This window comes from Kitasatospora sp. NPDC056076 (genome assembly GCF_042266305.1).
In the GTDB taxonomy this organism is placed as follows: Bacteria; Actinomycetota; Actinomycetes; order Streptomycetales; family Streptomycetaceae; genus Kitasatospora.
In genome coordinates this window covers 139,792-155,519 of sequence record NZ_JBHJWG010000006.1, presented here as the reverse complement: position 1 = coordinate 155,519, position 15,728 = coordinate 139,792, and the positions used below count along the sequence as shown (strand labels likewise).

Below are 15,728 nucleotides of genomic sequence, written 5' to 3'. Positions count from 1 at the left end.
CGGGCTGGCCCGGGGGGCGGCCCCCCACCAACAGTTTGTCCGGTCCGGGGGGGGCGACCGGGGGGGGGCGGGCGGTACCCCGGCCGGCCCCCGCCGCGTGTCCGCTGCCTCGCTACGGCCGGGCGTAGCCGCCCAGGTCGGGGACGGTGGCGAAACCGACGCCGTAGGCGCTGACGCCCCGGCCGAAGGCGCCGAGCAGCACACCGGGGGCCTCGCCCGCCAGCACCCAGCCGTACTCGGACTCCCGGTAGCGGAAGGGCTGCGGCAGGCCGTTGACCGGCAGGCTCAGGGTCGACCAGCCGGGCCCGGCCAGGTCGTCGGCGAGGTCCCAGGCCAGGTTGCTCTGCTGGTCCAGCCAGTCCTGGCGCAGCGCGCGGTCCAGCTGGCCGGGCCAGGTCGCGGCGAGCAGGCCGGAGCCGGCCAGCCAGGCCGCCGAGGAGGCGGACGTCGCCTCCAGCGTGCCGGTGTTGTCGGCGCTGCGGCGGCTGTCCCGGCGGGCCACGGTGACCACCACGGCGAACTTGCGCACATCACGCGGCTCGAACTGCTTGGCCGGCTCGTCGCCGTGGCCGAGGGTGCCGTAGTCGACGCCGCCGGCCGCCCCGCCGCGGGGGCCGCCGGCGCCGGCCTGCATCAGGAAGCGGCGGCCGGTCCAGCCCTCGTCCAGGCCGTACCAGGGGAAGTCGGCGGACAGGTAGGGCACCAGCGGGTCCGCCGGACCGGCCTGCCCGCCGACCACCGGGCCGCCGGCCGTGACCGTCGCCCCTCCCGCCTGACTCGTCGCGTCCATCCCCGGGCCTCCTCAACGCACGTGTGCCTGCCGTGGCGCGCTCCCATGGTGGCGTACCTCGGCGTTCCCGGGGGCCGTTCCTGGTCCGCGCGGGCGCGGATGTGACGGACGGCTCAACGGGAACAATCAGCACAATAGCGGCGCGCACGCCGGGGCCCCGCTCAGCCGGGCGGGCCGGCGGGAATTGTCGGACGCGCCCCGGGCCGCGGACGGCCGACCCGGATCAGGTGGCGTCGGGGTCGAACGGGGGCCGCTCGCCGGGCTGCAGCGGGGCGCTGGCGGAGGCGGGCGCCGCGGCCTTCTCGAAACTCACGCTGCCCGTCCGGCCGTTCACCGGCGCGGCCGGCTTGTCGTCCAGGACGGAGCGGATGTCGAGCGACTCCTTCATGTCCTTGAGGCCCAGCGGGTCCTGCTGGTCGCCCATCAGCTGCTTGCGGACGAAGGTCTTGGGGTTGAGGTCCTCGAACTCGAAGTCCTTGAAATCGGGCCCCAGCTCGCTGCGGATGTCCTCCTTCGCGGTGTCGGCGAAGGAACGGACCTTCCGGATGAAGCCCATGGTGTCCTGGATCAGCTTCGGCAGCTTGTCCGGGCCGAAGACGACGATCGCCAGTACGGCCAGGGTCAGCAGCTTCAGCCCGCCTACATCGGTGAACACCTGGGCTCCCTAGCTCATCGGACGACGTTCCTACAGGGTAATGGCCACCGGCGAGTCCCTGGTCCACGACGGGATGAAGCCGTGGTAAAGACCAGCCGGTGGCCGGGGGCCCGGCAAGATCGGCCGGACGGGGCCTAACGGGTCTGCTGGCGCAGGGCGGCGATGTTGCCCGGGTAGCGCTCCGGGGAGGAGGACGGCTCCGGGTCGCGGGTGGCGGCCACCGGGCGGCCCGGGAAGTCCACCGGGACCTGCGCGTTCATCGGGACGTAGCCGCTCCGGCCGCTGGTGCCGCCCACCGGGCTCACCGTGGTGCCGTGCTGCTCCTCGCCCTGGGTGAGCCCGCCGACGCCGCCGAGCGTCACCGCGGCGACCGAGAAGGCGCCCGCGGCGGCGAACACCAGGCGGCGGCCGCGGGCCGCGGAGGGCCGCAGGACGGCCGCTGCGGGCTGCGGGCGGGCGGCGGTGCGGTCGGGACGGGCGACGGCCTCCGGACGGCCGCTGCGCCGGCCGATGAGCGGTCGCAGCATCGAGCCGCGGCCGAAGGCGCGCGGGTCGAACCCGGGCAGCGGGGCGTCGGCGCCGAGCGCGCCCGCGCCGAAGGAGGCACCGGCGCCGCGGCCGAAGGAGCCGCCGGTCAGCCGGCTGCCACCGAGCGTCCCGGTGGCGTTCACGCCGCCACCGGGGAGGTCGTCGTCGTCCCGGCCGCGGAGCCGGCCGGCGTCCGCCGGGGCGTCCTCGGGGAGGCTGCCGACGGCCATCAGCCGGGCCATCAGCGCGGAGGAGGGGCCGGGGGTGTCGGTGCGGGTCAGCAGGTGCTTGACGGACCGGCCCTCGTCGGCCTCGGCCTTGCACTGCGGACAGGTGGCCAGGTGGGCCAGGACCCGCTCGCGGGAGTCGTGGCCGAGTTCGCCGTCCAGGAAGGCGGACAGCCGGTCGCCCAGGTGGTGCTCCTCGGCCGCGGGCTCGGCGGGCCGTACGGGCAGCGCGCGCAGCGCCGTGTCGGCGGGCAGCGGGACGGTCGGCAGCAGAGGGTCCCCGAGGTCACCGCCCACCGGGTCCGCGGCGCCGCGGCGGCCCGGAAGGGCCCAGCTCCGCCGGGCCGAGGACCGGTCGGACGCATCCGAACGGTCCTGGCCGGACCAGCCGGTTCCGCTCACGATCGCCTCCGTCCGCGCCCGCCCGGCGCCGTCGCGACCTCGGCGGCGACGCCGACCGGCACCGGCTCCTCCGAGCCGCCGCGGCGCTCGCGGCCCGGGGCCGAGCCGGGGGCGCGGTGCTTGAGGGCGGCGCGCAGGTGGGAGCGGCCGCGGTGGATGCGGCTGCGGACGGTGCCGAGCTTGACGCCCAGGGTGGCGGCGATCTCCTCGTAGGAGAGGCCCTCGATGTCGCAGAGCACCACGGCGGCGCGGAACTCCGGCGCGAGGGTGTCCAGGGCCTGCTGCACGTCGGCGTCGAAGTGGGTGTCGCTGAAGTGCTGGGCCGGGCTGGGCTCGCGGGAGGCGAGCCGCTCGGCCGCGTCCTCGCCGAGCGCGTCGAAACGGATGCGCTGGCGGCGACGGACCATGTCCAGGAACAGGTTGGTGGTGATCCGGTGCAGCCAGCCCTCGAAGGTGCCGGGGGTGTAGGTCGACAACGAACGGAACACCCGGACGAAGACCTCCTGGGTGAGGTCCTCGGCGTCGTGCTGGTTGCCCGTCAGCCGGTACGCGAGGCGGTAGACGCGGGCGCTGTGCGCCTCGACGATCTCCTCCCACGTGGGCGGAGTCCAGCTCTGCGAGTCGGGACCCTCGGCGAAGGTCGCGAGGACAGGGGCCTCGGCGGTACCGGCGGCCGGCGTGGCGGCGGCGGGCTGGTCCAGGTCGGAGTGCGCAGGCTGGTTCATCACGGGCTTCGGCGTACGGGCCGACGCGGTGCCGCGGGAGTGCCGCCGCACAGGGACGTCGCCCTCGGCCACACCTCCTCGGTCGGCTCTTCTGCCCAGCAGGGCCACCACCATATCCACCTCACCCGTCAAGCCCGGATAAAAGTGTCCGGGAGGTCTTGCGCACCCGGTCGTCAGTGACAACGGCCCGCCGCCGTACGCGGTTCCCGCCCGGCCAGTAATCTGTGGCAGGAAATATCGACATGCTCCGGCACCGGGCCGCCACCCGGGGCTCCGAAAGAGGCAGCCATCAGCGAGTTCGGGCCCGCGCGCGCGGCCCTCGCCGACACCTACGTGGGCGAGGACGCCGTGCTGACCTACGCCCGGGCCCAGTCCGCGCGGACCGGCATACGGGCCATCGGGCCGAGCGGCGGGGCCTGCCTGCGGCTGCTGGCCGCCGCCCTGGACGCCAAGGCGGTGGCCGAGATCGGCACCGGCACCGGCGTCTCCGGCGTCTACCTGCTGCGCGGGATGCGGCTGGACGGCGTGCTCACCACGGTCGACTCGGAGCCGGTGCGCCAGCAACTGGCCCGCGAGGCCTACCAGGCGGCCGGGTTCGCGGCCAACCGCTCGCGGTTCATACCGGGCCGGGCCCTGGAGGTGCTGCCCCGGCTCGCCGACGGCCAGTACGACCTGGTGTTCTGCGACGGCGACCCGGCCGAGTCGCGGGAGTACCTGCTGGAGTCGCTGCGGCTGCTGCGGCCGGGCGGGATGGTCTGCTTCGAGGGGGTCTTCCAGGAGGGCCGGCTCGCCGAGCCGGACCACCAGGACCCGCAGACCGGCGCGGTGCGCGACCTGGTGCGGGACGTGCGGGAGAGCGACGCCCTGCTGCCCGCGCTGCTGCCGGTCTCGGACGGGCTGCTCTGCGCCGTGAAGCGCTAGCGGCCGTACGGCGCCGGGCCCCGCCCCCGGAGAACGCACGGGCCCGGGCCGACATGACGTCGTGCCCGGGCCCGGCGGTACGTCTCCAGGAGACGGCGAGCGCTGCGGTCAGCCGCAGGCCTTCTTCAGGGCCTCGCCCAGGGCGTCGGCCTCGTCAGGCGTGAGCTCCACCACGAGACGTCCGCCGCCTTCGAGCGGAACGCGCATGATGATGCCCCGCCCCTCTTTGGTGACTTCGAGCGGGCCGTCACCCGTCCGCGGCTTCATGGCCGCCATGCTCGTTCCCCTTCCTGCAACCGCTCAGCTACGCACCGGCAGTCCGTCCACCGCCGGTATCGAACGCATTGATCGGAAGCCATTATCCCGCATGCCACGGCCTGATGACCAACATCACTCTCGGTGCAACCACGGCCGGACCGGCAGCAACCACCGCAATCGGCACCAAAAGCCCCGGCGTGGCGGCGGTGGTGACGGCACCGGAAGGTGCGATACCTCACACTCCCCAGTCCGCCCTCCGCTCCGGCATCCTGGCACGACCACCCGCGTGACGATCGTCGAGGGAGCCCTCACCCATGTCCGATTCCGTGCTCTACGAGCTGGACGGCGGCCTCGCCGTCATCACCATCAACCGCCCGGAGGCGATGAACGCCCTGGACGTGGCCACCAAGGTCGCGCTGCGCGACGCCGTGACCGAGGCCGCCGGGGACCCGGCCGTGCGCGCGGTGCTGCTCACCGGCGCGGGCGAGCGGGCCTTCTGCGTCGGGCAGGACCTGAACGAGCACCTGGCGCTGCTCAAGCGCTTCGAGGAGACCGGCGAGGGCGCGCTGCGGACCGTCGCCGAGCACTACAACCCGCTGACCCGCGCGCTGGCCGGGATGCGCAAGCCGACCGTCGCCGCGGTCGGCGGGGTGGCGGCCGGCGCGGGCGCCTCGCTCGCCTTCGCCTGCGACTTCCGGATCCTGTCCGACCGGGCCGGCTTCAACACCGCCTTCGCCGGGATCGCCCTGACCGCCGACTCCGGCGCGTCCTGGACGCTGCCCCGGCTGGTCGGGCACGCCAAGGCCACCGAGCTGCTGATGCTGCCCCGCACGGTCAAGGCCGCCGAGGCGATGGAGCTGGGCCTGGCCACCAAGGTCGTGCCGGGCGACGAACTCGCCGCCACCGCACGGGTCTTCGCCCGCGAGCTGGCCGAGGGCCCGACGGTGGCCTACGGCGCCGTCAAGGAGTCGCTGGCGTACGGCGCCTCGCACTCGCTGGACGAGCTGCTCGAGAAGGAGGACGAACTCCAGACCCTGGCCGGGGAGAGCGAGGACCACCGGATCGCGGTGCGCGCCTTCATCGCCAAGGAGAAGCCGAAGTACGTCGGCCGCTAGCGGGCTCGGCGACCGCCGGTGCGGACGTGGCAGTCCGCCAGGTGGTCGTCGACCAGGCCGCAGGCCTGCATCAGGGCGTAGGCGGTGGTCGGGCCGACGAAGCGGAAGCCCGCCTTCTTGAGCGTCTTGGCCAGCGCCGTCGACTCGGGCGTGACGGCCGGCACCTCAGCGATCGTGCGGGGGGCCGGCCGGTCCGGGTCGACGGCGAACTGCCAGATCAGCGCGTCCAGACCGCCGTCCAGGTCGCGGGCGACCCGGGCGTTGGCGATCGCCGCCCGGATCTTGGCGCGGTTGCGGATGATCCCGGTGTCGGCGAGCAGCCGCTCCTCGTCGGCCTCGCCGAACTCGGCGACCTTGCCGATCTCGAAGCCGGCGAACGCGGCCCGGAAGCCCTCCCGGCGGCGCAGGATGGTCAGCCAGGACAGGCCGGACTGGAAGGCCTCCAGGCAGACCCGTTCGAACAGGGCGTCGTCGCCGTGCACCGGCCGGCCCCACTCGGTGTCGTGGTAGACCCGGTAGTCGTCGGTGGAGTCGCCCCAGCCGCAGCGGCGCAGGCCGTCCGCGCCGAGCACGGTGCCACCCGGCGCCCCGGTCACCGGTCCTCCACCGGCTTCGCGTCCTCGGGGGCCTGCGGCTTGGTGAGCGCGACGGCGGGCTCGACCACCGTGGCGAACTGCTCCAGGCCGGGCAGCGGTTCGGCGGCCGGGTCGGGGGCGCCGGTGGCCTCGACCGCGCCGCGCAGGTGGGCCGCGGCCTCCAGTTCGGCGATCCGTGCGTCGCGGTAGGCGAGTTCGGCGCCGAGGCGGTCCAGGACGTCGTCCACCTCGTCCATCCGGTAACCGCGCACGGCCATCGGCAGGCGCAGCTCGTCCACGTCCGTCTTGCTCAGCGGGCGGTCCTGCGGCAGCCGCGCGGCGATGCGGTCCGGCACCGCTTCCGGCATCGAGCCGCCCCCACCGAGCGCAACCAGCGCGGCGCCGCCGACCACCACGGCCATGGCGACCACGATCACCCAGAACACGAGCTGTCCTCCCGAACTCCCGGTCGGCCTCCTCCGAGGGGCCAGGGAACCGGGCTGATCATGACAGCATGGTCCCTAGTGAGGCCGGGGGCCATCATCGCACCCGCAGCAGCTGTGGAGGAGACATCGGTGGCACTGCGCCTGGGACCGCGCGAATTCGGTGACGACGAGCTGGTGATCATGGCGATCGTGAACCGGACCCCGGACTCGTTCTTCGACAAGGGGGCGACCTTCGCGGACGAGGCCGCGTTCGCCGCCGCCGACCGCGCGATGGCGCAGGGCGCGGCGATCCTGGACATCGGCGGGGTGAAGGCCGGGCCGGGCGACGAGGTCACGGTCGAGGAGGAACTGCGGCGCACCGTGCCGTTCGTGGCCGAGCTGCGCAAGCGCCACCCCGGGGCGGTGATCAGCGTGGACACCTGGCGGCACGAGGTCGGCGAGGCGGTCTGCGAGGCCGGCGCGGACCTGCTGAACGACGCCTGGGGCGGGGTCGACCCGAAGCTCGCCGAGGTGGCCGCCCGGTACGACGCCGGGCTGGTCTGCACCCACGCGGGCGGCGCCGAGCCGCGCACCCGGCCGCACCGGGCCGGGTACGAGGACGTGATGGCGGACATCCTGCGGGTCACCGTCGGGCTGGCCGAGCGGGCGGTGGGCCTGGGCGTCCGCCGGGACGCGGTGATCATCGACCCGGGGCACGACTTCGGCAAGAACACCCGGCACTCGCTGGAGGCGACCCGGCGGCTGCCGGAGATGACCGCGACCGGCTTCCCGGTGCTGGTGTCGCTCTCCAACAAGGACTTCGTCGGCGAGACCCTGGACCGGCCGGTGGCCGAGCGGCTGCTCGGCACCCTGGCCACCACGGCGGTCTCGGCCTGGCTGGGCGCCCGCGTCTACCGGGTGCACCAGGTCGAGGAGACCCGCCAGGTGCTGGACATGGTCGCCTCGATCCGGGGCACCCGCCCCCCGGCGGTCGCCCGCCGGGGGCTGGCCTAGGAATCCCTCTTTTTTGCGCTCGGCTCGCCGCCGGGGCGCTCGGCCCCGGTGCGGCTCGCTCGCGTGCCCCCGCTAGATCTCGTTCGCGGGCCGGCGGGCGTCGGCGAGGATCTTCAGCACCTCGTCGATCTCGTCCGTGATGTGGAACAGCTCCAGGTCGCGCGGGGCCGCCTTGCCCTGCGCGACCAGGGTGTTCTTCAACCACTCGTAGAGGCCGCCCCAGTAGGCGCTGCCGAAGAGGATCACCGGGAAGCGGGTGACCTTCTTCGTCTGCACCAGGGTGAGCGCCTCGAACAGCTCGTCCAGCGTGCCGAGCCCGCCGGGCAGCACCACGAAGCCCTGGGCGTACTTCACGAACATCGTCTTGCGGACGAAGAAGTAACGGAAGTTCAGCCCGAGGTCGACGAACTCGTTGAGGCCCTGCTCGAAGGGCAGCTCGATGCCGAGCCCGACGCTGAGGCCGCCGGCCTCCGTGGCGCCGCGGTTGGCGGCCTCCATCGCGCCCGGGCCGCCGCCGGTGATCACCGCGTAGCCGGCCTCGGCGAGGGCCCGGCCGATGGCCACCCCGGCCTCGTACTCGGGCGAGTCGGCCGGGGTCCGGGCCGAGCCGAACACGCTGATCGCGGGCGGGAGTTCGGCGAGGGCGCCGAAGCCCTCGACGAACTCGGAGGTGATCCGCAGCACCCGCCAGGGATCGGTGTGCAGCCAGTCGGTGGGGCCCGTGGTGTCCAGCAGGCGCTGGTCCGTGGTGCTGGTGCCGACCTGGTCCCGGCGCACGAGCACCGGGCCCTTCTGCTTCTCGGGCCAGGCCTTCTTCTTCCGCGGCACGCCGACCTGCTCGGGGCCGTGTCCGTACTGCTTGTCGTCTCCTGTGCCTGTCATGACGAAACCCTACGCCGACCTTCCCCCGATTTCAGGCAACGGGGGAAGGTCGGTTGGGCAACCGGAAGATGGCGTTCGACCGCCCCGGGGACCGACCGCGAACGCTTTCGATTCAGCTGGTCAGCCAGGCCCGCAGGCGGTCCTCGGTCTCGGCGATGGCGCTCAGCGAGCAGTGCTCGTCCCGCTTGTGCGCGAAGTTCGGGTCGCCCGGCCCGTAGTTGACCGCCGGGACGCCGAGCGCGCTGAACCGGGCGACGTCGGTCCAGCCGAACTTGGCCCGGGCCTGGCCGCCGGTGGCCGCCAGGAAGGCCTTGGCGGCGGGCTGGGAGAGGCCGGGGAGGGCGCCGGGGGCGAAGTCGGTCACGGTCAGCTCGAAGCCGTCGAAGACCTCGCGGACGTGCTTCTCCGCCTCGGCCTCGCTGCGGTCCGGCGCGTAGCGGAAGTTGACCGTGATGACGCACTCGTCCGGGATCACGTTGCCGGCCACGCCGCCGTCGATCCGCACCGCGTTGAGGCCCTCGCGGTACTCCAGGCCGTCGATCTCCACCCGGCGCGGCCGGTAGTCGGCCAGCCGGGTGAGCGCCTCGGCGGCGTGGTGGATGGCGTTGTCGCCGAGCCAGCTGCGGGCCGCGTGGGCGCGCACGCCGCTGAGCCGGACCTGCGCCCGCAGGGTGCCCTGGCAGCCGCCCTCGACCATGGCCCCGCTGGGCTCCATCAGCACCGCGAAGTCGGCGGCCAGCCAGTCCGGGCGGTCCTTGGCGAGGTGGCCGAGGCCGTTGCGGGAGGCCTCCACCTCCTCGCAGTCGTAGAACACGTAGGTGAGGTCGCGGTTGGGCTCGGTCAGGGTGGCGGCGAGGCGCAGCGCCACGGCCACGCCGGACTTCATGTCGGAGGTGCCGCAGCCGTAGAGCAGGTCGCCGTCGACGTACGAGGGCAGGTTGTCGGCGATCGGCACGGTGTCCAGGTGGCCGGCCAGCACGACGCGCTCGGCGCGGCCCAGGTTCGTCCGGGCGACCACGTTGTTGCCGTAGCGGTCCACGGTCAGGTGCGGGTAGCCGCGCAGGGCGGCCTCGACGGCGTCGGCGAGCGCCTGCTCGTCGCCGCTCACCGAGGGGAAGTCGACGAGGCGCGCGGTCAGCGTGCCGCCGTCGAGGGTCAGGTCCAGGGGCGTCGGGTTCGGGCTGCTCATGACGTCAGCCTAGTGCCGTCGGATCGGCACTCCGCGTGGTCGTCCTGTGACCAGGAACGCCCGCGGACCGGCAACCGGAATGCGCCGCACATCCGTCCGAGTGGGTACGGTGTCGGATCAAGAAGGCGGGCGCGAGAGGGGCGACGGTGGCCAGGAGAAGGAACAGCGAGGAGCTGGGCGACGAGCTGGGCGACGAAGAGGCGCCCCGCCGTCGTGGTCCGGTCCGCGCGCTGTTGCTCGTGCTGGTCGGGCTGATCGGCCTGGCGATGGTCGCGGGCCTGGCGGTGGTCGGGATCTGGTGGTTCGGTTTCCGGCAGGGCGCCACGGAGGAGTGCTCCGTGAAGACGGCCGCCGGCAGCGGCACGCTGGAGCTGCCGCAGGCCGCCAACGCGGCGACGATCGCCGCGGTGGCGCGTTCCCGGGGCCTGCCGGACCGGGCGACGGCGATCTCGCTGGCGACCGCGATGCAGGAGTCCAAGCTGCGCAACCTCGCGGGCGGCGACCGGGACTCGATCGGCCTGTTCCAGCAGCGGCCCTCGATGGGCTGGGGCACCCCGGAGCAGATCGCGGACCCGGTGTACGCGACCAACAAGTTCCTGGACGGTCTGGTCAAGGTGCCCGGCTACACCCGGCTGCCGCTGACCGACGCGGCCCAGGCGGTGCAGAAGAGCGGCTACCCGCAGGCGTACGCCAAGCACGAGACCAAGGCGACGCTGCTCACCTCGGCGCTGGCCGGCCGGGAGCCCGCCTCGTTCACCTGCGTGGTGAAGGACTACGCCAAGCCGGACCCGGCCGACTCGCCGTCGCCGACGGCGGGCGCGACGTCCGCCCCGGCCGCGCAGCCGGACCGCACCCAGGTGCTGTCCGACCGGGTGCGCCGGGAGTTCGGCAAGACGGTCAACCCGGCGGCTGGCTACGCCTCGACGATCAAGGGCGCGGAGAACGCCGTCGCGCTGACCCCGGACCCGGCCGCCGCCGCGCTGACCACCTCGGCGGACGCCGGGGCCGACGCCGGGGCGTCCGCCGAGCGGGCCAGCGGCTGGGAGGTGGCCCACTGGGCGGTCGCCCAGGCCCAGCAGCTGGGCATCGCGACGGTCGCCTACGACGGGAAGATCTGGCGCAAGTCCGAGTCCGAGGACGGCTGGCAGACCCAGACCTCGGGGACGTCGACCAAGCTCGTCCAGGTCACCCTGGCGCCGTACGGAAAGGGCTGACGCACTCACGTTCGGGTAGCCGCCGGACGGGTGATTCCGGTCAACCACGGTGGACCGGCCGCCCGTTCCGGCGACCCCGGCCGGAGAACCGTCACTCCCCTTGCCCGGGGCGGCCCGACGGCCTCCCGCAGGGCCGGGACGGACGCCTGCTGCGGTCGTACGATCCGATGGTCGGTCAGGCGCGTTCCTTGCTCCGGCCGAAACCTTCTGGCTTCTCAAGCGGTAACAACGTCGTCCGCCAGGTCCCGTCCGCACCCGGATCGTCCACCCGGCGGACGGGACGGACCCAGACCCCTTCGAGGAGCCTCATGTCTCACCCCCTCACGCGCCGGATCGCCCAGGCCGCGCTCGTCGTGGCCGCCGGAGCGACCCCGCTGGTCGCGGCCGGCTCCGCGTCCGCCCTGGGCGGGGACGCCCTGCTTCCCAAGAGCGACCTCGCGGCGCCGCTGGGCCAGCTGACCAACACCGACACCGGTTCCACCCTGCAGCACACCACCCACCAGCTCGGCCAGGCCGCCGGCACCACCGGCGCGGCCACCGTCGCCGCCGGCGTACCGGCCTCCGCCGACGCCGCCGGGAACATCGTCGCCCACCAGCTCCCCGAGGCGAACGAGAAGGCCAGCTCGCTGACCGCCCCGGTGGACCAGACCGCCGCCACCACCGGCCAGCTCTCCGCCGTCACCCCGAGGGTCGCCTCGGCGCTCGCGGGCAAGCTCGGCGAGGCCGTCACCGGCAAGGGCATGGGCACCCGCAGCGCCAACGCCGGCAGCAGCCCGGTCGGCGGCCTCGGCCAGGCCGGTGCGCTCGCCCACGCGGTGCCCGGCGCCGACAAGCTCTCCGGCGCCGTCCCCGGCACCGACGCCCTCACCGGCGCGCTGCCCACCAGCGCCGTGGAGCGCGCCCTGCCGCTCGGCTCGGTCGAGCACGCGCTGCCCGGCGGCCTGCCCGCCACCGACGTCCTCGGCCTGGCCGAGCACGGTTCGGCCAACCGGCTCGGCGGCGCCGACCTCGGCCCGAACAACCCGCTGTCCGGCCTCACCAACTCGCTCGGCCCGGTCGGCGGCCTGCTGGGCGGCGTGAACGGCGGCAGCATCAGCGGCCTGCCGCTCTAGGTCCGCGGTCGACCGCGGCAGCCCCCGCCGCGGTCCGCACGCGCGGGAGGGGCCGGTGTTCCGTTCCGGAACACCGGCCCCTCCGTCGTACCCGCCGTCAGCGCGCCGCGGCCAGCCGCTCCACGGCCGCGGCGACCCGCTCGTCGGTCGCGGTGAACGCGACCCGGACGAAGCCGGCGCCGGACGGCCCGTAGAAGTCACCGGGCGCCACCAGGATGCCCAGCCCGGCCAGTTCGGCCACGGTCTCCCAGCACGGGCGGTCCTGGGTCGCCCACAGGTACAGGCTCGCCTCGGAGTGCTCGACCCGGAAGCCGTACGCCTCCAGCGCCGCCCGCAGCGCCGAGCGCCGGGCCGCGTACCGCTCCCGCTGCTCGGCCACGTGCGCGTCGTCGGCGAGCGCCGCGATCGTCGCCGCCTGGACGGGCGCCGGCACGATCATGCCGCCGTGCTTGCGCAGCCCCAGCAGCTCCTCGACCACCACCGGGTCGCCCGCCACGAAGGACGCGCGGTAGCCGGCCAGGTTGGAGCGCTTGGAGAGCGAGTGGACGGCCAGCAGGCCCTCGTGCTGTGTTCCGTCCCCGGGGTCCCCGCAGACGTCCGGGTGCAGGACGGAGACCGGTTCGGCCTCCCAGCCCAGCTCGAAGTAGCACTCGTCGCTGACCAGCAGCACCCGGTGCTCCCGGGCCCACTCGACGGCGCGGCGCAGCTCGTCCGCGCCGAGCACCCGGCCGGTCGGGTTGGACGGCGAGTTCACCCAGAGCAGGCGCACCCGGGAGCCGTCCAGCTCGTCCACCGAGTCGTACTCGACCGGCTCGGCGCCGCACAGCCGGGCGCCCACCTCGTAGGTCGGGTAGGCCAGTCGCGGGTAGGCGACCTGGTCGCCCGGGCCGAGGCCGAGCTGGGTCGGCAGCGAGGCCACCAGCTCCTTGGAGCCGACGGTCGGCAGGACGGCCCGCGGGCCGATCCCGGCGCCGCAGCGGCGGTTCAGCCAGCCGGCGATCGCCTCGCGCAGCTCCAGCGGGCCCCAGACGGTCGGGTACCCCGGCGTGTCGGTGTGGGCCGCCAGCGCCTTCTGGATCAGCTCGGGGACCGGGTCCACCGGGGTGCCGACGGAGAAGTCGCAGAGGCCACCGGGGTGGGCGACGGCGGTGGCCTTGTAGGGCTCCAGCTTGTCCCAGGGGAACACCGGGAGCCGGTCGGAAACGCGGCGCGCCGCCCCCGGGTGACCCGGGAACGGCGCGCGCGTGCTGTTGGTGTTCACAGCTCAGTAGCCACCGATCGTCAGTGGTCGGCGTTCTGCGGCGGCAGCGCGGCGATGAACGGGTGGTCCCGCTCGATCAGGCCGAGCTTGGAGGCGCCGCCGGGCGAACCCAGGTCGTCGAAGAACTCGACGTTCGCCTTGTAGTAGTCCTTCCACTCCTCCGGAGTGTCGTCCTCGTAGAAGATCGCCTCGACCGGGCAGACCGGCTCGCACGCGCCGCAGTCGACACACTCATCCGGGTGGATGTAGAGGGAGCGCTGGCCCTCGTAGATGCAGTCAACCGGGCACTCTTCGATGCACGCCTTGTCCTTCACGTCGACACAAGGCTGCGCGATGACGTAGGTCACGCTGTCGTTCCTCCTCGGAAGGGCCTGTCGGCCCGTTCTGTTCTGCTGCCGTGCGCGGTGTGAGCGCGGCGTCGTCGATGCCCGCCCCTAGTATCGCGGGTCGGAGCAGGCAAATGCACAGGAGGTGGCCGGATCATGACCCGAGACCAGCTGGAACGGCGTCCGGAAGTCCGGATAGATCGCTCTGACGTGGGTCTTCGCGTGTCCGTGCGGCGCCTCTCGGAGTTCGTGGACGACCGTCCGGTGTTCCGCGATGTGATCGGCGTGCTCACATCGTGGGACGACAACGGGCTCACGGTCGAGCCCCGGTCGGGCGGTCCGGTGACCTTCCCGGAGAAGCTGCTGGTCGCGGGCAAGGTCGTGCCGCTCTTCCCCGCGCGGCGCGCGGAGCTGCCCGCCGCCACGCCGGTCGAACTCCAGCGGACCGCCGGGCGCGGCTGGCCGGGCGTCGAGCAGGAGGCGCTCGGCGAGTGGACGCTGCGCGCCGCGGCCGGGTTCACCCAGCGCGCCAACTCCGTCCAGGCGCTCGGCGATCCGGGGACGCCGCTGCCCGCGGCCCTGGCCGCCGTCCGGGCCTGGTACGCGGCGCGCGGACTGCCCGCCCTGGTCGAGGTGATCACCCCCGGGACGGCCGACGACCTCAGGCCGCTGCTCGGCCCGCCGCGCTCCCCCACCCAGGTGCGCACCGCCCCGCTGGCCGCGCTCGCCCGGACCGGCACCGGGCACGGGCGCGTGCGGCTCGCGCGGACCGCGGGCGAGGACTGGATGTCCCTGTACGGGAAGCTGAGCGAGGACCCGGCGGCGCGCGAGGCGGCCCGCCGGGTGCTGCACGGCGGCCCCTCGGTCTGGTTCGCCACCGTCCCCGGCGCCCCCGGGCAGCCGCCGCTGGCGATCGGACGCTGCGTCATCGACGGCCCGTGGGCCTGCTTCGGCGCCATCGAGGTCCAGCCGTACGCCCGGCGGGCCGGACTGGCGACCACGGTGATGGCGGTGCTCGCCGCCCGCGCGGCGGAGGAGGGGGCGAGCGGCGCGTACCTGCAGGTCGAGGCGGAGAACGACGGTGCGGGGGCGCTCTATGACGGACTCGGCTTCACGACCAGTCACACTTACCACTACGCGCTCCTCCCCCAGGAGTAGGCGCCCGACCGTTCCCTCCTGGTATGTCCGCTTGTCCGTCCGTCGTACGAAGGCCGTCGCCGTCACCGTGACCGAGCACAGCAGAGACCGCTTCCGGACCGCCGCCCGCTCCGAGCAGCCCGACCCGGTGCTGCTCTGCCTGCTCGCCGCCGCCGAGCACGACCCGGTCCTCGACCCGGGCGATCCGGGCGAACCGCCCGGCGTCGACACCCTGCTGGCCGCCTGCGAGGCCGCCCTCGACCGGCACGCGGCCGCCGTCCGGCTCGCCGTCGCCGAACGCTCGCCGTCCGGGCCGGAGGAGACCGCCGCCCTGCTCGCCGCCGTGCTCGGCGGCCGGGAACGCTTCCACGGGCGCCAGTCCGACTACCGCCGGCTGGAGTCCTCGCTGCTGCCCGACGTCCTGCGGCGCCGGCGCGGACTGCCGATCATGCTCTCGCTGGTGTGGACGGCCGTCGGCCGCCGGGCCGGGCTCACCGTGCACGGCATCGCCCTGCCCGGCCACTTCATCGTCGCGGTCGGCGGCCCGGCCGGCGGCGAGGAGTACGTCCTCGCCGACCCCTTCCACGGCGGGCGGCTGCTCGACCCCGCCGACGTCGAGCGCCTGGTCGCCGCCTCCGGGCACGACTTCACCCCCGCGCTGCTCACCCCCGCCCAGCCGCTGGACATCGTGCTGCGGGTGCTCGGCAACATCCGGGCCTGGGCCGCCGACCGGCCCGAACAGGCCCGCACCCAGCTGTGGGCCACCGAACTCGCCCTGCTGCTCCCCCGGCACCCGGCCCAGCTCCGCCTGGAACGGGCCGAACTCCTGGTGCGGATGGGCGACTTCCTCGGCGGCTCGGCGGAGATGGACGACTACGCGCGGATCCTGGACGCCTTCGACCCGGACACCGCCGCCAAGGTCCGCCAGGAGGCCCGGGCAGCCCGCCACCGGCTCAACTGACCTGCCCCGAG

The 15,728-nt window shown here is 74.3% G+C and carries 18 protein-coding genes; 7 read left to right on the top strand and 11 right to left on the bottom strand.

Going from position 1 to position 15,728, the window contains the following annotated elements; all coding sequences use genetic code 11:
• Window positions 1-112: 112 nt before the first annotated feature.
• From ACFC1T_RS07485 to sigE, 4 genes are all read right to left on the bottom strand, one after another.
• Complete coding sequence (locus ACFC1T_RS07485) at window positions 113-790, bottom strand: hypothetical protein (protein WP_375884793.1); 678 nt, start codon at window positions 788-790, stop codon at window positions 113-115.
• Window positions 791-1,013: 223 nt separating this feature from the next.
• Window positions 1,014-1,445: a sec-independent translocase gene (locus ACFC1T_RS07480; protein WP_375884790.1), complete on the bottom strand. Its 432-nt coding sequence runs from the start codon at window positions 1,443-1,445 to the stop codon at window positions 1,014-1,016.
• 134 nt (window positions 1,446-1,579) lie between these two features.
• Window positions 1,580-2,602 (bottom strand): anti-sigma factor family protein, encoded by a 1,023-nt coding sequence (locus ACFC1T_RS07475; RefSeq protein WP_375884787.1) that lies wholly within the window; start codon window positions 2,600-2,602, stop codon window positions 1,580-1,582.
• Complete coding sequence (sigE, locus tag ACFC1T_RS07470; RefSeq protein ID WP_375884886.1) at window positions 2,599-3,327, bottom strand: RNA polymerase sigma factor SigE; 729 nt, start codon at window positions 3,325-3,327, stop codon at window positions 2,599-2,601. The genes ACFC1T_RS07475 and sigE overlap by 4 nt, the downstream gene beginning before the upstream one ends.
• Before the next feature lie 288 nt (window positions 3,328-3,615).
• On the opposite strand from sigE, the gene ACFC1T_RS07465 reads away from it, so the two are divergent.
• Window positions 3,616-4,248 carry an O-methyltransferase gene (locus ACFC1T_RS07465; RefSeq protein WP_375884884.1) on the top strand — a complete coding sequence of 211 codons (633 nt, stop codon included), beginning with the start codon at window positions 3,616-3,618 and terminating at the stop codon, window positions 4,246-4,248.
• Between the two features lie 108 nt (window positions 4,249-4,356).
• Here ACFC1T_RS07465 and ACFC1T_RS07460 read toward each other — a convergent pair whose 3' ends face one another.
• Complete coding sequence (locus tag ACFC1T_RS07460) at window positions 4,357-4,524, bottom strand: DUF3117 domain-containing protein (protein ID WP_014137929.1); 168 nt, start codon at window positions 4,522-4,524, stop codon at window positions 4,357-4,359.
• Window positions 4,525-4,820: 296 nt separating this feature from the next.
• Here ACFC1T_RS07460 and ACFC1T_RS07455 point away from each other — a divergent pair, with 296 nt between their 5' ends.
• Window positions 4,821-5,621, top strand: a complete 801-nt coding sequence (locus tag ACFC1T_RS07455; RefSeq protein ID WP_375884784.1) for an enoyl-CoA hydratase-related protein — start codon at window positions 4,821-4,823, stop codon at window positions 5,619-5,621.
• Here ACFC1T_RS07455 and ACFC1T_RS07450 read toward each other — a convergent pair.
• A complete protein-coding gene (locus ACFC1T_RS07450) occupies window positions 5,618-6,217 on the bottom strand; it encodes a DNA-3-methyladenine glycosylase I (protein WP_375884781.1) in 600 nt (199 codons plus the stop codon). The genes ACFC1T_RS07455 and ACFC1T_RS07450 overlap by 4 nt on opposite strands.
• Window positions 6,214-6,642: a DivIVA domain-containing protein gene (locus ACFC1T_RS07445; RefSeq protein ID WP_375884778.1), complete on the bottom strand. Its 429-nt coding sequence runs from the start codon at window positions 6,640-6,642 to the stop codon at window positions 6,214-6,216. Before ACFC1T_RS07445 ends, ACFC1T_RS07450 begins: the two co-directional genes overlap by 4 nt.
• 180 nt (window positions 6,643-6,822) lie before the next feature.
• Between ACFC1T_RS07445 and folP the strand changes: the two genes are divergently transcribed.
• Window positions 6,823-7,635, top strand: a complete 813-nt coding sequence (folP, locus tag ACFC1T_RS07440; RefSeq protein ID WP_375884881.1) for a dihydropteroate synthase — start codon at window positions 6,823-6,825, stop codon at window positions 7,633-7,635.
• Between the two features lie 72 nt (window positions 7,636-7,707).
• On the opposite strand, the gene ACFC1T_RS07435 is transcribed toward folP, so the two are convergent.
• Window positions 7,708-8,517, bottom strand: coding sequence for a TIGR00730 family Rossman fold protein (locus ACFC1T_RS07435; RefSeq protein ID WP_375884776.1), 810 nt, complete (start codon window positions 8,515-8,517; stop codon window positions 7,708-7,710).
• Window positions 8,518-8,629: 112 nt separating this feature from the next.
• The gene (dapE, locus tag ACFC1T_RS07430) at window positions 8,630-9,706 is read right to left on the bottom strand and encodes a succinyl-diaminopimelate desuccinylase (RefSeq protein ID WP_375884773.1); all 1,077 of its coding nucleotides are present in this window, start codon (window positions 9,704-9,706) and stop codon (window positions 8,630-8,632) included.
• 146 nt (window positions 9,707-9,852) lie between these two features.
• On the opposite strand from dapE, the gene ACFC1T_RS07425 reads away from it, so the two are divergent.
• Both ACFC1T_RS07425 and ACFC1T_RS07420 read left to right on the top strand, forming a co-directional pair.
• Window positions 9,853-10,920, top strand: coding sequence for a hypothetical protein (locus ACFC1T_RS07425; protein ID WP_375884770.1), 1,068 nt, complete (start codon window positions 9,853-9,855; stop codon window positions 10,918-10,920).
• 308 nt (window positions 10,921-11,228) lie between these two features.
• A complete protein-coding gene (locus tag ACFC1T_RS07420) occupies window positions 11,229-12,032 on the top strand; it encodes a hypothetical protein (RefSeq protein ID WP_375884767.1) in 804 nt (267 codons plus the stop codon).
• Window positions 12,033-12,129: 97 nt separating this feature from the next.
• Here the strand turns inward: ACFC1T_RS07420 and dapC are convergent, their stop codons facing one another.
• Entirely contained in the window at window positions 12,130-13,293 is a 1,164-nt protein-coding gene (gene dapC, locus ACFC1T_RS07415; protein WP_375884764.1) for a succinyldiaminopimelate transaminase, read from the bottom strand.
• Between the two features lie 20 nt (window positions 13,294-13,313).
• Window positions 13,314-13,640 carry a ferredoxin gene (gene fdxA / locus ACFC1T_RS07410; protein ID WP_030287402.1) on the bottom strand — a complete coding sequence of 109 codons (327 nt, stop codon included), beginning with the start codon at window positions 13,638-13,640 and terminating at the stop codon, window positions 13,314-13,316.
• A 201-nt stretch (window positions 13,641-13,841) separates the two neighbouring features.
• On the opposite strand from fdxA, the gene ACFC1T_RS07405 reads away from it, so the two are divergent.
• Complete coding sequence (locus ACFC1T_RS07405; RefSeq protein ID WP_375884761.1) at window positions 13,842-14,777, top strand: GNAT family N-acetyltransferase; 936 nt, start codon at window positions 13,842-13,844, stop codon at window positions 14,775-14,777.
• A 31-nt stretch (window positions 14,778-14,808) separates the two neighbouring features.
• Window positions 14,809-15,717 (top strand): transglutaminase family protein, encoded by a 909-nt coding sequence (locus ACFC1T_RS07400; RefSeq protein WP_375884759.1) that lies wholly within the window; start codon window positions 14,809-14,811, stop codon window positions 15,715-15,717.
• The last annotated feature ends 11 nt before the right edge of the window (window positions 15,718-15,728 follow it).

Excerpts from the sequence above, each read along its gene's own strand:
- ACFC1T_RS07435 (WP_375884776.1), bottom strand. The coding sequence starts at position 8,517 with ATGACAGGCACAGGAGACGACAAGCAGTACGGACACGGCCCCGAGCAG.
- dapE (WP_375884773.1), bottom strand. The coding sequence starts at position 9,706 with ATGAGCAGCCCGAACCCGACGCCCCTGGACCTGACCCTCGACGGCGGC.
- ACFC1T_RS07455 (WP_375884784.1), top strand. The coding sequence starts at position 4,821 with ATGTCCGATTCCGTGCTCTACGAGCTGGACGGCGGCCTCGCCGTCATC.
- ACFC1T_RS07420 (WP_375884767.1), top strand. The coding sequence starts at position 11,229 with ATGTCTCACCCCCTCACGCGCCGGATCGCCCAGGCCGCGCTCGTCGTG.
- sigE (WP_375884886.1), bottom strand. The coding sequence starts at position 3,327 with ATGAACCAGCCTGCGCACTCCGACCTGGACCAGCCCGCCGCCGCCACG.
- ACFC1T_RS07460 (WP_014137929.1), bottom strand. The coding sequence starts at position 4,524 with ATGGCGGCCATGAAGCCGCGGACGGGTGACGGCCCGCTCGAAGTCACC.
- folP (WP_375884881.1), top strand. The coding sequence starts at position 6,823 with ATGGCGATCGTGAACCGGACCCCGGACTCGTTCTTCGACAAGGGGGCG.
- ACFC1T_RS07485 (WP_375884793.1), bottom strand. The coding sequence starts at position 790 with ATGGACGCGACGAGTCAGGCGGGAGGGGCGACGGTCACGGCCGGCGGC.